General features: G+C 69.1%; 11 protein-coding genes. 10 read left to right on the forward strand and 1 reads right to left on the reverse strand.

Features of this window, described 5'->3' with window-relative positions; all coding sequences use genetic code 11:
• The first annotated feature begins 88 nt into the window (after nucleotides 1-88).
• The 10 genes from folC to ACZ418_RS02190 all read left to right on the forward strand — a co-directional run bounded on the left by folC (nucleotide 89) and on the right by ACZ418_RS02190 (nucleotide 12,820).
• Nucleotides 89-1,600 carry a bifunctional tetrahydrofolate synthase/dihydrofolate synthase gene (gene folC, locus ACZ418_RS02145; protein WP_468355532.1) on the forward strand — a complete coding sequence of 504 codons (1,512 nt, stop codon included), beginning with the start codon at nucleotides 89-91 and terminating at the stop codon, nucleotides 1,598-1,600.
• A 9-nt stretch (nucleotides 1,601-1,609) separates the two neighbouring features.
• Nucleotides 1,610-1,972, forward strand: coding sequence for a DUF4233 domain-containing protein (locus tag ACZ418_RS02150; protein ID WP_468355535.1), 363 nt, complete (start codon nucleotides 1,610-1,612; stop codon nucleotides 1,970-1,972).
• Between the two features lie 67 nt (nucleotides 1,973-2,039).
• Entirely contained in the window at nucleotides 2,040-2,453 is a 414-nt protein-coding gene (ndk, locus tag ACZ418_RS02155) for a nucleoside-diphosphate kinase (protein WP_228625078.1), read from the forward strand.
• Nucleotides 2,454-2,767: 314 nt separating this feature from the next.
• Complete coding sequence (locus tag ACZ418_RS02160; protein WP_020940056.1) at nucleotides 2,768-3,787, forward strand: rod shape-determining protein; 1,020 nt, start codon at nucleotides 2,768-2,770, stop codon at nucleotides 3,785-3,787.
• A 177-nt stretch (nucleotides 3,788-3,964) separates the two neighbouring features.
• Nucleotides 3,965-4,900 (forward strand): rod shape-determining protein MreC, encoded by a 936-nt coding sequence (mreC, locus tag ACZ418_RS02165; RefSeq protein ID WP_468355539.1) that lies wholly within the window; start codon nucleotides 3,965-3,967, stop codon nucleotides 4,898-4,900.
• A gap of 15 nt (nucleotides 4,901-4,915) precedes the next feature.
• Nucleotides 4,916-5,593 (forward strand): rod shape-determining protein MreD, encoded by a 678-nt coding sequence (mreD, locus tag ACZ418_RS02170; RefSeq protein ID WP_468355542.1) that lies wholly within the window; start codon nucleotides 4,916-4,918, stop codon nucleotides 5,591-5,593.
• A 137-nt stretch (nucleotides 5,594-5,730) separates the two neighbouring features.
• Nucleotides 5,731-7,989 carry a penicillin-binding protein 2 gene (gene mrdA / locus ACZ418_RS02175; RefSeq protein WP_468355545.1) on the forward strand — a complete coding sequence of 753 codons (2,259 nt, stop codon included), beginning with the start codon at nucleotides 5,731-5,733 and terminating at the stop codon, nucleotides 7,987-7,989.
• Nucleotides 7,986-9,182, forward strand: coding sequence for a rod shape-determining protein RodA (gene rodA, locus ACZ418_RS02180; RefSeq protein WP_468355548.1), 1,197 nt, complete (start codon nucleotides 7,986-7,988; stop codon nucleotides 9,180-9,182). Before mrdA ends, rodA begins: the two co-directional genes overlap by 4 nt.
• Nucleotides 9,183-9,288: 106 nt before the next feature.
• Nucleotides 9,289-10,788 (forward strand): CYTH and CHAD domain-containing protein, encoded by a 1,500-nt coding sequence (locus ACZ418_RS02185; protein WP_468355551.1) that lies wholly within the window; start codon nucleotides 9,289-9,291, stop codon nucleotides 10,786-10,788.
• 70 nt (nucleotides 10,789-10,858) lie between these two features.
• The gene (locus ACZ418_RS02190) at nucleotides 10,859-12,820 is read left to right on the forward strand and encodes a TIGR03960 family B12-binding radical SAM protein (protein WP_468355554.1); all 1,962 of its coding nucleotides are present in this window, start codon (nucleotides 10,859-10,861) and stop codon (nucleotides 12,818-12,820) included.
• 558 nt (nucleotides 12,821-13,378) lie between these two features.
• Here ACZ418_RS02190 and ACZ418_RS02195 read toward each other — a convergent pair.
• A complete protein-coding gene (locus tag ACZ418_RS02195; RefSeq protein ID WP_468355557.1) occupies nucleotides 13,379-14,077 on the reverse strand; it encodes a type 1 glutamine amidotransferase domain-containing protein in 699 nt (232 codons plus the stop codon).
• Nucleotides 14,078-14,414: the final 337 nt, after the last annotated feature.

The following is a 14,414-nucleotide window of genomic DNA, read 5'->3' on the forward strand; positions in this document are numbered from 1 at the left end:
GTGTGACGTGAGGTGTAGGCCCCCGGAACTGCATCAGCTCCGGGGGCCTTCGCCCACCTATGTCGGTGCCGCTCCGTAGACTGGCACCGTGAGCGACCCGAACGGCACCGACCAGCCCGACTCCCTCGACAGCTTCGACGAGATCATCGAGGCCGAGACCACCCGCGACCCCGACCTCGCCGTGATCGAGGCCGGCAGCCGCACCCTGCGCACCCAGGGCGGGCAGCCGTACGCCGACGTGCCCGCACGGCCCGAGGACCCGGAGGTCGACAAGGCCCTGCGCGAGGTCGAGGCCGAGCTGGCCACCCGCTGGGGCGAGACCAAGCTGGAGCCCTCGGTCAGCCGCATCTCCGCGCTGATGGACGTCCTGGGCGAGCCGCAGCGGTCGTACCCCTCGATCCACATCACGGGCACCAACGGCAAGACCTCCACCGCCCGCATGATCGAGGCCCTCCTCGGCGCCTTCGAGCTGCGCACCGGCCGCTACACCAGCCCCCATGTGCAGTCGATCACCGAGCGCATCAGCCTGGACGGCGCCCCGATCTCCGCCGAGCGGTTCATCGAGACGTACCACGACATCAAGCCGTACGTGGAGATGGTGGACGCGCAGCAGGAGTACCGGCTGTCGTTCTTCGAGGTCCTCACCGGCATGGCGTACGCCGCCTTCGCGGACGCGCCCGTCGACGTCGCCGTCGTCGAGGTCGGCATGGGCGGCTCCTGGGACGCCACCAACGTCATCGACGGCGACGTCGCCGTGATCACCCCCATAGACCTGGACCACACCGACCGCCTCGGCGAGACACCGGCGGAGATCGCCGGTGAGAAGGGCGGGATCATCAAGCAGGACGCGACCGTGATCCTGGCCCAGCAGCCGGTGGACGCGGCGCAGGTGCTGCTGAAGAAGGCCGTCGAGGTCGACGCCACCGTGGCCCGTGAGGGCCTGGAGTTCGGGGTCGTCGCCCGGCAGGTGGCCGTCGGCGGGCAGCTGATGACGCTGCGCGGCCTCGGCGGTGAGTACCCCGAGGTGTACCTCCCGCTGCACGGTGCCCACCAGGCGCACAACGCGGCCGTCGCCCTGGCCGCCGTGGAGGCGTTCTTCGGCGTCGGCGCGCAGCGCGCCGAGCCGCTGGACATCGACACCGTCCGCAAGGCCTTCGCGGCCGTGTCCTCGCCGGGCCGCCTGGAGGTCGTACGGCGCTCCCCGACCGTCGTGCTGGACGCCGCGCACAACCCGGCGGGCGCCCGGGTGACCGCGGAGGCGGTGCAGGAGGCGTTCGACTTCAGCCGGCTGATCGGCGTGGTGGGCGCGAGCGGCGACAAGAACGTGCGGGGTCTGCTGGAGGCCTTCGAGCCGATCTTCGCGGAGGTCGTCGTCACGCAGAACTCCAGCCATCGGGCGATGGACGCGGACGAGCTGGCCGCGATCGCCGTCGAGGTGTTCGGCGAGGAGCGGGTGCAGGTCGAGCCGCGGCTGCCGGACGCCCTGGAGGCCGCGATCACGCTGGCCGAGGAGGAGGGCGAGTTCGCCGGTGGCGGTGTGCTGGTCACCGGCTCCGTGATCACTGTCGGCGAGGCCCGGCTGCTGCTGGGGAAGGGCTGAGACTCGAAGATGCGTACGCTCTGTGCATCGACCTTGATCGGTGAGTTCTTCGTCATCGGGTTCGCCGGGCTCGTCGCCATGAAGGACCCCGGCCTGTCCGTCTCCACGGTGTGGCTGGTCAGCGGCATCGCCATGCTGCTGTGTGTGCTGCTGTGCGGCATGGTGACCCGGCCCGGCGGGGTGGCCCTCGGCTGGGCCCTGCAGCTCGCGCTGATCGCCTCCGGGGTCTTCGTCCCGACCATGTACTTCATGGGCGCGGTGTTCGCGGCGCTGTGGTGGGCGTCGGTGCACTTCGGCAGAAAGGTCGACGCGGCGAAGGCCGGATTCGCTGCCCAGGCGGAGTCCGGTTCCTCTACACCTGACGCTGTGTGACGGGCGGCCCGACACGCCCTGTAACCTCGTCCCACCACCGCAGACGACCGTCAGAAGGAGTCCCCCCGTGAGCCAGCGCACCCTCGTCCTCCTCAAGCCCGACGCCGTCCGTCGCGGCCTGACCGGCGAGATCATCAGCCGAATCGAGCGCAAGGCCGGCTGGCAGATCACCGCGCTGGAGCTGCGCACCCTGGACCGTGCCACGCTGGAGCAGCACTACGCCGAGCACGTCGGCAAGCCGTTCTACGAGCCGCTGGTCGAGTTCATGTCCTCCGGCCCGGTCGTGGTGCTGATCGTCGAGGGCGAGCGGGTCATCGAGGGCGTGCGCGCGCTCGCCGGCCCGACCGACCCGATCGCCGCCGCGCCCGGTTCCATCCGCGGCGACTTCGGTGTGATCGTCCGCGAGAACCTGATCCACGCCTCCGACTCCGAGGAGTCCGCCGAGCGTGAGGTGAAGATCTTCTTCCCGGGTCGGGCGTGAGCCGCGGTCGATTGAGTTTTCGGTAATTTTTCTGAGTGGGCGTCAGCTTCGTCCGGTTGCGCCCGACCAGGGACGGCCGTACATTTCCGGCCGTCCCTTGGCATATGCCTTGCCGTTCGGGGGAACGCGTGCCACCGATGGAGCGTCTCCACAAGCGGGGCGGGCCGCCACATGGTGACAATGGCGGAGACCCTCGCGCAGTGTTCGCGAAGGCGCGTTTACGATGGAAGCCTTCGCGTCACCGCACCCGCCTCGCCGACCTGATATGCCCTCAAAAGCTCGGGAAGGCCAGATGAATCCGGATGGGGAACTCAATGTCGTTCATCGGCCGTGACATGGCTGTCGACCTCGGGACCGCCAACACGCTGGTGTACGTCAGGGGTCGCGGAATCGTACTCAACGAGCCGTCCGTCGTCGCGATCAACACCAACACGGGTGGGATTCTCGCGGTCGGCGCCGAAGCGAAGAAGATGATCGGCCGGACGCCGGGCAACATCGTGGCCGTCCGCCCGCTGAAGGACGGCGTGATCGCCGACTTCGAGATCACCGAGCGAATGCTCCGCTACTTCATCCTGAAGATCCACAAGCGGCGGTATCTCGCCCGCCCGCGGGTCGTCGTCTGTGTGCCCTCGGGCATCACGGGCGTCGAGCGCCGCGCCGTGATCGAGGCGTCCTCCCAGGCGGGTGCGCGCCAGGTGCACATCATCGAGGAGCCCATGGCCGCCGCCATCGGCTCCGGCCTGCCGGTCCACGAGGCCACGGGCAACATGGTGGTGGACATCGGCGGCGGTACCACGGAGGTCGCGGTCATCTCGCTCGGCGGCATCGTCACCGCCCAGTCCATCCGGGTCGCGGGCGACGAGCTGGACAACGCGATCATCCAGTACATCAAGAAGGAGTACAGCCTTCTGCTGGGTGAGCGCACGGCCGAGCAGATCAAGATCACGATCGGTTCGGCGTACGACCTCGACTCCGACGAGCACACCGAAGTCCGCGGCCGGGATCTGGTGTCCGGGCTGCCCAAGACCGTGGTCATCTCGGCCGCCGAGGTCCGCAAGGCGATCGAGGAGCCGGTCAACGCGATCGTGGACGCGGTCAAGACGACCCTCGACAAGTGCCCGCCGGAGCTGTCCGGCGACATCATGGACCGGGGAATCGTTCTGACCGGCGGCGGAGCCCTGCTGCGCGGGCTCGACGAGCGGCTGCGCCGGGAGACCGGCATGCCGATCCACATCGCCGAGGACCCGCTGGACAGCGTCGCGCTCGGTTCCGGCAAGTGCGTCGAGGAGTTCGAGGCGCTGCAGCAGGTCCTGGACGCCCAGCCGCGCAGGTGACGTAACTCTTCGATTCCGCCGTACGAGCCGTTCGCCTCTCGTGCGGCGGATCGTTGATATAGAGGCATAAGCTCCCACAATTGGGCCCCTCGGGTTTGCTTTTCGCGTATCCCGTCGCGTGACGCGCCCGCCAAGGGGCTCCCGAATTCCTATTGAGGAAGGGCACGGCCGCCGCACGTGAGGGACACGAAAGAGAGCCGGCTGCTCCTGGTCCTGCTGATCGCCATCGCGTTCGCGCTGATCACGGTGGACATCCGCGGAGGCCGGAACTCCCCGGTCGACGGCGCCCGGCAGGCCGCGGCCGCGGTGTTCGGCCCCGTCGAGAACGGGCTGTCCTCAGCGGTCGATCCGGTCGGCAACGCCGTCTCCGCGATCCGCGCCTCCGGCAGCCGGCACGACCGGCTCGCCCGGCTGGAGAAGGAGAACGCGGCCCTCAAGGCGAAACTCGGCAGCGACGACCGCAACCGCAGCCGGCTGCACCAGCTCGACAAGATGCTGAAGATCGCCGGCGAGGGCCAGTACGGCATCAAGGGCGCCCAGGTCATCGCCATAGGAGCGGCCCAGGGCTTCTCCTGGACCATCACCATCGACGCCGGCGCCAACGACGGCATCAAGCGCGACATGACCGTCCTCAACGGCGACGGCCTGGTCGGCCGCGTCACCACCGTCGGCCCGGACACCTCCACCGTGCTGCTCGCCAACGACCCCGACTTCACCGTCGGCACCCGCATGGAGGGCAGCGACGAACTCGGCTTCGCCTCCGGGCAGGGCGACCGCCCGCTGCGCGTGGAACTGCTCAACGCCAAGGCGGAGGTGAAGAAGGGCGACCGCCTCGTCACCTTCGGCTCGCAGGCCGACCGCCCGTTCGTGCCCGGTGTGCCGGTCGGCGTGGTCTCCCACGTCGAGCCCTCCAACGGCGGCCTCACCCGCACCATCTACGTCACCCCGTACGTCGGCTTCACCAAGCTCGACATCGTCGGCGTCGTCGTCCAGGCCCCGAAGAAGGACCCGCGCGACGAGGTCCTGCCGGCCAAGCCCAAGCCGGTCCCCACGGTGACCGTGACGGTGACCCCGTCGGCCAACGCGAACGACTCGACCGGCCAGCAGCAGTAGGAGCTGACTCTTCCCATGCGCCTCAACCGGATCCTGCTCTCCAGCGCGCTGGTCGTCGTGGCCCTGGTGGTCCAGGTGAGCGTCCTCGCCCGCCTGCATCTGCCGGGCGCCGTCCCGGACCTGCTGCTGCTCACCGTCCTCGGCCTCGCCATGGTGTACGGCCATGTGGGTGGCGCCCTCGTCGGCTTCGGCGCCGGCCTGCTCGCCGACCTGGCCCCGCCCGCCGACCACGCGGCCGGCCGCTACGCCCTCGTGCTCTGCGTCACCGGCTACTTCGCCGGGCTCATCAAACCGGAGAACGGCCGCCTGAAGTCGGCGACCGGCCCGATGGCCGTCGTGGTCGCCGCCGCCATCGGCTCCACGCTGCTGTACGCGGGCGTCGGCGCGCTCGTCGGCGACACCGCCGCCCGCCATGTGGGCCTGCCCGGGCTGCTGTTCTCCGCGGCCCTGTACGACCTGCTGCTCGCCCCGTTCGTGGTCCCCGCGGTCATGTGGCTGGCCCGCCGCGCGGACAACGACCCGCTGACCGAGAGCGGCCCCGCCGCCAAGGCCGGTGACATCTCCTCCGGCTGGCTCTCCTCGGGCACCGGCCTGCGCATCGGCAGCCAGCGCGGCGGCCTCGGCGCGCTGAAGGCCAAGGCCCGCACCCGCTCCACGCGGGTCGGCCGGATCAAGGGGGTCAAGCGGCTGTGAGGGCGAGTCAGGCAGTCGGGGACTTCGCGGAGTTCACCCGAACGGGTCAGCTTTCGTGGAACGCGGGTTCACAGGCTGGTCGTTCATCATTCGTACGCGTTCTCGCACATGCGCACTGAGAGGGGGAGGCAACCGCAGTGACCAACATCCCCGAGACCGGTCGGACCCCACGGGTCCAGATCCGGCTCGTCGTGATCCAGATCCTCGTCCTCTCCCTGCTCGGCACGCTCGGCGGCCGCTTGTGGTACCTGCAGATCCGTGAGGGCGCCCAGTACCAGAAGGAGGCGTCCGGCAACCACGTCCAGCAGGTCGTCGACCCCGCCGTGCGCGGCGACATCCTGGACGCCCGCGGGGTGCCCCTCGCGGACAACGAGACCCGCCTGGTCGTCTCCGCCTCCCGCACCGACCTGCTCAAGCAGAAGGACGACGGCAAGGCCGTCCTCACCAAGCTGGCCGGCGTCCTCGGCGTGAAGCCCGAGGAGGTCATCCAGAAAGTCCGGCTGTGCGACGCCAAGACCCCCAAGCCGTGCTGGAACGGCTCGCCGTACCAGCCCATCCCGATCACCGACAAGGCCACGCCCAAGCAGGCCCTGCAGATCCGTGAGCGCACCGAGGACTTCCCCGGCATCACCGCCGAGCCCGAGGCCGTGCGCCGCTATCCGGGCCCGGGCGGCTCCAACTCCGCTCAGTTGCTCGGCTATCTCTCGCCCGTCACCGACGCCGAGATCCAGAAGGCCAAGGACACCGACTCGCCTTATCTGCGCTCCGACATGGTCGGCCGCTCCGGCCTGGAGCGGGAGTACGACAAGGAGCTGCGCGGCAAGGCCGGCGTCACCCGCTACGAGGTGGACAACCTCGGCCGGGTCATCGGCAAGGCCAAGTCCGACGCCGCCGAGCCCGGCTCGAACCTGGTCACCAGCATCGACTCCCGGGTCCAGCGCGTCGCGGAGTACGAACTGGACCAGGCGATGAAGGCCGCCCGCCAGCAGTACGACAAGATCACCCAGGAGAACTACAAGGCCGACTCCGGCGCCGTCGTCGTCATGGAGGCCAAGACCGGCCGGATCGTCGCGATGGCCTCGGCCCCGAGCTACGACCCGAACGTGTGGGTGGGCGGCATCTCCGCCAAGGACTACAAGGCCCTCACCGGCAAGGACTCCGACTACCCGTTGCTGAATCGGGCCATCCAGGGGCAGGCGGCCCCCGGTTCGACGTTCAAGGTGGTCTCGACGGCCGCCGCGGTCCAGGCCGGCTACGCCTGGGACGGCGGCTACCCCTGCACCAGCTCGTACTCGGTCGGCGGCCAGGTCTTCAAGAACTTCGAGGGCGAGAACTTCGGCGACATCTCCCTCGGGCGCGCCCTCGAGGTCTCCTGCGACACCGTCTTCTACGGCCTCGCCGACAGGGAGTGGAAGAAGGACGGCGGCATCAACCCCAAGAAGGGCCAGCCGAAGGACTGGTTCTTCAAGACCGCCCACCAGTTCGGCCTCGGCAAGGAGACCGGCATCGACCTGCCCAACGAGGTCACCGGCCGCGTCCCCGACCGCCAGTGGAAGCTCGACTACTGGAAGGCCAACAAGGACGCCTGGTGCAAGAGCGGCAAGAAGGACGGCTCCTACGTCGAGAGGATCGCCTACGAGAACTGCCTCGAAGGCAACAAGATGCGCGAGGGTGACGAGATCAACTACTCCATCGGCCAGGGCGACACCCTCGTCACGCCGATACAGGAGGCCATGATCTACGGCGCCGTCGCCAACGGCGGAACCGAGTACGTCCCGACCATCGGCAAGGCGATCATCAGCGCCGACGGCAAGAGCGTCCAGGAGATCAAGCCCAAGGTGCAGCGTAAGCTCCCGGTCAGCCAGGCCACCCTCAAGGGCATGGACGACGCCTTCGCGGGCGTCATCACCCGCGGTACGGCCGCGTGGAAGTTCAACGGCTGGCCGCAGGACAAGATCCCGCTGCACGGCAAGACCGGTACCGCCGAGGTCTACGGCAAGCAGACCACCGGCTGGCTGGCCACGTACTCCAAGGACTACTCGGTGATCATGACGATCTCCCAGGCCGGTACGGGTTCCGGTTCCTCCGGTGAGGCCGTGCGCAACATCTACAGCGCGCTGTACGGCGTCCAGGGCGACGGCTCCATCGACAACAAGAAGGCGCTGCTGCCCCAGCCGCAGAAGGGCCTGCCGAAGGTCCGCACCGACGGCACGATCGACGCCCCGAAGATCAACGGCGACCCGGCGAAGGACGCCGAGGCCTCCCAGCAGGACAACCCCAGCAACGGCAGCGACCAGCAGCCCGCCACCTCGCCTTCGCCCACCACGGGCAACCGCAACACCCGCAGGCGACCACGCAGGATCCCCGGGCGGGGAAGCCGGAGGATGCCCTCATGACCGGCGCGAACGGCTTCTCCGTCTCCGGGTACGGCCCCGAGCGGGCCGGCTGGACCAGGATCTTCGCCCGGGACTCGCTGGCCCGCAGGCTCGACTGGCCGATACTGCTGGCCGCCGTCGCGCTGTCCCTGATCGGGTCCGCGCTGGTGTTCTCGGCGACCCGCAACCGCACCGAGATCAACCAGGGCGACCCGTACTTCTTCCTGGAACGGCACCTGATCAACCTCGGCATCGGGTTCGCCCTGATGATCGGCACGCTCTGGCTGGGCCACCGCGCCCTGCGCAACGCCGTGCCGATCCTCTACGGCGTGTCGGTCCTGCTGGCCCTGGTGGTCCTGACCCCGCTCGGCGCCACCATCAACGGCCAGCGCAACTGGCTCGTGATCGGCGGCTTCTCGCTCCAGCCCGCCGAGTTCCTCAAGGTGGCGATCATCCTGGGCATGGCGATGATGCTCGCGGCCCGGGTGGACGCGGGCGACAAGCCGTACCCGGACCACCGGACCGTGGCGCAGTCCCTCGGCCTCGCGGCCGTACCCTGCCTGATCCTGCTGCTGATGCCGGACCTCGGCTCGGTGCTCGCCATGGTGGCCATCATCCTGGGCGTGCTGCTCGCCTCCGGTGCCTCCAACCGCTGGGTCTTCGGCCTGCTCACCATGGGTGTGATCGGCTGTGTCGCCATCTGGCAGCTGCACATCCTGGACCAGTACCAGATCAACCGCTTCGCCGCGTTCGCCAACCCGGACCTGGACCCGGCGGGCGTCGGCTACAACACCAACCAGGCCCGCATCGCCATCGGCTCCGGCGGCCTGACCGGTGCCGGCCTCTTCCACGGCTCGCAGACCACCGGCCAGTTCGTGCCCGAGCAGCAGACGGACTTCGTCTTCACGGTCGCGGGGGAGGAGCTGGGCTTCCTCGGTGCCGGCCTCATCATCTTCCTGCTCGGCGTGGTGCTGTGGCGGGCCTGCCGCATCGCCCGCGACTCCACCGAGCTGTACGGGACGATCGTGGCCGCCGGGATCGTCGCCTGGTTCGCCTTCCAGTCCTTCGAGAACATCGGCATGACCCTCGGCATCATGCCGGTCACCGGTCTGCCGCTGCCGTTCGTGTCGTACGGCGGCTCGTCGATGTTCGCGGTCTGGATGGCCGTGGGGCTGTTGCAGTCGATCAAGGTCCAGAGACCCATGTCGGCGTAGCCCTCCGGCCCTGAGGGTCGTTCACCGGGTGGGTGACGGGAGTTTTCCGGCCATTCACCCGGGACTGCCCCTGCCGCACCACCCCGCGGACAACTAGATTCGATCCATGGCGGATGCGAAACGCGAGATCGAGCGCAAGTACGAGTCCGACGACAGCGGGCTGCCGGACCTGACCGGCGTCGGCGGAGTGGCGGCCGTCCTGGACAAGGGCCTGGTGGAGCTCGACGCCACCTACTACGACACCGCCGACGAGCGCCTGGCCGCCGCATCCCTCACCCTGCGCCGCCGCACCGGAGGCTCGGACGCCGGCTGGCATCTGAAGTTCCCGGTCGAACCGGGCGTGCGGGACGAGATCCGGGCCCCGCTCTCCGACACCGTCCCGGAGGAGATCGCCGCCCTGGTCCGTTCCCGGGTCCGGGACGCCGAACTGGTCCCACTGGTCCGGCTGCGCTCCGCCCGGGATGTACGCCACCTGGTCGACGCCGACGGCACCCTGCTGGCCGAGGCGAGCGTCGACGCCGTGACCGCCGAGCGGCTCGCGCAGACGGGCGCAGCCGCCCAGTGGACCGAGATCGAGGTGGAACTCGCCGACGACGGCGACCCCGCCTTCCTGGACCTGGTGGAGAAACGGCTGCGCAGGGCGGGCGTGCGGCCCTCCAAGTCGCCGTCGAAGCTCGCCCGGGCCCTGGAGCAGACAGGGGGAAAGCGCCGTAGGAAGGACAAGCCCGCGCCGCCCGTGACGGCCGGCGACCATGTGCTCGCCTATCTGCGCGCCCAGCGGGACGTACTGGTCGAACTCGACCCCGCCGTCCGCCGGGACGTGCCCGACTCCGTGCACCGTATGCGGGTCGCCACCCGCCGCGCCCGCAGCACCCTGCGCAGCTTCCGCTCCGTCCTCGACCGCGCCGTCACCGACCCCGTCGCGGTCGAGCTGAAGTGGCTCGCCGGCGAGCTGGGCGTGGGCCGCGACCAGGAGGTGATGGCCGAACGCCTGACGGCCGCCACAGACGCCCTCCCGTCCGACCTGGTCCTCGGCCCGGTCCCCGAACGCCTCGCCTCCTGGGCCGAGGCCCGCCGCGGCGGCGCACAGGCCCATCTGACCGGCGTGCTGGACTCCCGCCGCTATCTGACCCTGCTGGACACCCTGGACGCACTCCTCGCCGACCCGCCACTGCGCAAGGCCGCCGGGAAAGAGCCGGAGAAGGTGCTCGCCAAGGCCATGGACAAGGACCTGGCGACCCTGTCCGCCCTGGTCGAGCGGGCGATCGGCGTCCCGCCCGGCGAGGAACGCGACGTGGCCGTGCACGAGGCCCGCAAGAAGGCCAAGCGCACCCGGTACGCGGCCGAGGCGGCGGGCCCGGCCCTCGGCAAACCGGCCCGCTCCCTCACCAAGGCCATGAAGTCCCTGACCACTCTCCTCGGCGACCACCAGGACAGCGTCATGACCCGGCTGACCCTGCGCGAGCTGTCCGCGGTGGCCCACGCGGCGGGGGAGAGCACCTTCACCTACGGGGTGCTGTACGGCCGCGAGGAGGCACGGGCGGCCCAGGCGGAGGCGGAGCTGCCGGGACTGTGGAAGGAGATCCGTTCCGGGGCGACCGGCTGAGCGTTCGGGGGAGCCCGCCGGGCGGGTTAGGCTTGATGGTCACCCCTGTCAGCTCATGAAGGTTCGCGAGATGCCTGTCGAGTCGGTTTTCCCGCAGCTCGAAGCTCTGCTCCCCCACGTGCAGAAGCCGATCCAGTACGTCGGCGGAGAGCTCAACTCCACCGTCAAGGACTGGGACGAGTGCGATGTCCGCTGGGCGCTCATGTACCCGGACGCGTACGAGGTCGGCCTGCCCAACCAGGGCGTCCAGATCCTCTACGAGGTCCTCAACGAGCAGGACGGCGTCCTCGCCGAGCGCACCTACAGCGTGTGGCCGGACCTGGAGGCGCTGATGCGCGAGCACGGCGTCCCGCAGTTCACGGTCGACAGCCACCGCCCGGTGAAGGCCTTCGACGTGTTCGGCCTCAGCTTCTCCACGGAGCTGGGCTACACCAACATGCTCGCCGCCCTGGACCTGGCCGGGATCCCCCTGGAGTCCAAGGACCGCACGGACGACGACCCGATCGTCCTGGCCGGCGGCCACGCGGCGTTCAACCCCGAGCCGATCGCCGACTTCATCGACGCGGCGGTCATCGGCGACGGCGAGCAGGCCGTGCTCGACATGACCCGGATCATCCGCGAGTGGAAGGCCGAGGGCCGCCCCGGCGGCCGCGAGGAGGCCCTGTTCCGCCTGGCGAAGACGGGCGGGGTGTACGTCCCGGCGTTCTACGACGTCGAGTACCTGCCGGACGGCCGTATCGCCCGCGTGGTCCCGAACAAGAGCGGCGTCCCCTGGCGCGTGTCGAAGCACACGGTCATGGACCTGGACGAGTGGCCGTACCCCAAGCAGCCCCTCGTCCCCCTGGCCGAGACGGTCCACGAGCGCATGTCGGTGGAGATCTTCCGCGGCTGCACCCGCGGCTGCCGCTTCTGCCAGGCCGGCATGATCACCCGCCCGGTGCGCGAGCGCTCGATCACGGGCATCGGGGAAATGGTCGACAAGGGCCTGAAGGCGACGGGCTTCGAGGAGGTGGGCCTGCTCTCCCTCTCCTCCGCCGACCACTCGGAGATCGGCGACATCGCCAAGGGCCTGGCCGACCGCTACGAGGACGACAAGATCGGCCTCTCCCTGCCCTCCACCCGCGTGGACGCCTTCAACATCGACCTGGCGAACGAGCTGACGAGGAACGGCCGCCGCTCGGGCCTCACCTTCGCCCCGGAGGGCGGCTCGGAGCGCATCCGCAAGGTCATCAACAAGATGGTCTCCGAGGACGACCTGATCCGCACGGTCGCCACGGCCTACGGCAACGGCTGGCGCCAGGTGAAGCTGTACTTCATGTGCGGTCTGCCGACGGAGACCGACGACGACGTCCTCCAGATCGCCGACATGGCGACGCACGTCATCCAGAAGGGCCGCGAGGTCTCGGGCTCGAACGACATCCGCTGCACGGTCTCGATCGGCGGCTTCGTCCCCAAGCCCCACACCCCCTTCCAGTGGGCCCCGCAGCTGAGCGCGGAGGAGACGGACGCCCGGCTCGCGAAGCTCCGGGACAAGATCCGAGGCGACAAGAAGTACGGCCGCTCGATCGGCTTCCGCTACCACGACGGCAAGCCGGGCATCGTCGAGGGCCTGCTCTCCCGCGGCGACCGCCGTATCGGCGCCGTCATCCGCGCGGTGTACGACGACGGCGGCCGCTTCGACGGCTGGCGCGAGCACTTCTCCTACGACCGCTGGATGGCCTGCGCCGACAAGGCTCTCGCGCCCTTCGGCGTCGACGTCGACTGGTACACCACCCGTGAGCGCACCTACGAGGAGGTCCTGCCCTGGGACCACCTCGACTCCGGCCTGGACAAGGACTGGCTCTGGGAGGACTGGCAGGACGCCCTCGACGAGACGGAGGTCGAGGACTGCCGCTGGACACCCTGCTTCGACTGCGGCGTCTGCCCGCAGATGGACACGGCCATACAAATCGGCCCGACGGGCAAGAAGTTGCTGCCTCTGACGGTCAAGAACCCTGGTCCGACGCCGGCTTCGAGTGGTCACACGCACTGACGTGAGCGAGGCACTCGATCGGGTGATGGAGGCGCTGGCGGGGGTGAGCGAGGAGGAGGTGGCGGCTGCTCTGGCTGCGGCCGGCGCATCGGCCCCTCGTCCGTCGGCGCCCCTGGCGTCCTCTCGGACGCCGTTGCCGGGACCTGGAAGTACCTCGTACATCGTTTCCGAGGTGGAGTGGGTCTGAGGGACCTACCGGCTTGCCTGACTGCTCGGCCCCGAGCCCCCTTTCCTGATGGGAGGAGCCAGCTGAGTTACAACTCCCTCTACTGGGTTCAAGGCACCCGGCTGCGCTCCGCTCCGCCGGGCTAGGGCCGGTGGCCATGAGTCGATCACCGCGTACGCGGCCGGTCAGGACAGTGAGCTGTTCCAGCACGGCTGCTGAGGCGTCGGCGATCCGCTCGCCTGCCGCCGACAGCAGTCACCCGGGTGGCGCGAGCACGGTCCGGCATCCGGGAATCAGGCGCCCGCCGACGCCCCATGATCAGAACAGTCAGCCCTGCCGGGCCTCAACCCGGCGGGAACCCGGCTCCTGTGACCGAGAGTCAGCAGGTACTTTCAGGAGGACAGAGCCTTGACGAGTTCCTTGGCGAGAGGCCCCGAGGACGCCGGGTTCTGGCCCGTGATGAGGTTGCGGTCCGCGACCGTGTAGGGCTCCCAGGCAGGGCCCCGCGAATAGTCGGTAGGCAGCTTCTTCAGCTCGTCCTCCAACAGCCACTTTGCCTTGTCGGCAAAACCGACACCGGCCTCCTCCTCGTTGCAGAAACCCGTCACCCGGTAGTTCGCGAAGGGCGTGTCGCCGTTCGCGTCACGGGTCGCAAGGAAAGCGGCCGGGGCATGACACACGACGCCGAGGGGTTTGCCGGAGGCAAGTGCCTCCCGCAGGAGCGCCCCAGAATCCGGGTCGACCGAAAGGTCTTCCATCGGGCCGTGGCCTCCGGGGTAGTAGACCGCGTCGTAGCCATCGAGACGCACGTCCTTGAGGGAGATGGGGTGCCGCAGCTCCTCGGCCTTCTCGATGACGGCTTCCTCCCGGAGGGAGTTTTCCTCGCCACCTGCCATACCGGGGCGCAGGCTCATCGTGTCCACAACGGGAATGACGCCCCGCGGAGTTGCCACGGTGACCTCGTGTCCGGCATCGGTGAACACGGTGTAAGGCGCCACGAACTCCTCGGCCCAGTAGCCGGTGGGGTGCCGATGCCCGTCCTTCAAGGTCCAATAGCTTGCGCCGGTCATCACGCACAAGATCTTGGCCATGGGATGCTCCTCTAGAAGATGCCACCCGGGGAGGGCGCAGTATGGCCAGTTTGAGACTTACCTAACAAGCGTGAGCAGAAAACTCGGAAACTGCAACTTGCGACCGATTGGTTTACGCGTGTCTTATGTGAGCGTCAAAACGATAATGGAATTCCGGCGCCGAAAAATAGGATGCGCGTGGCCCAGTCAGCAGAATATTTCGGAGGATTGCCACGATCAAATCCTATGGCCCCTACGATTTCATACCGCCGATCAGGACCTTCCCGTTGACCTCTGATTCCGTGGCCAACGGCGAGCAGCTGGCCCGCGAGCAGGTCCGGTGACCGGCCTTCCGGCC

This window comes from Streptomyces sp. NPDC030820 (genome assembly GCF_055572075.1).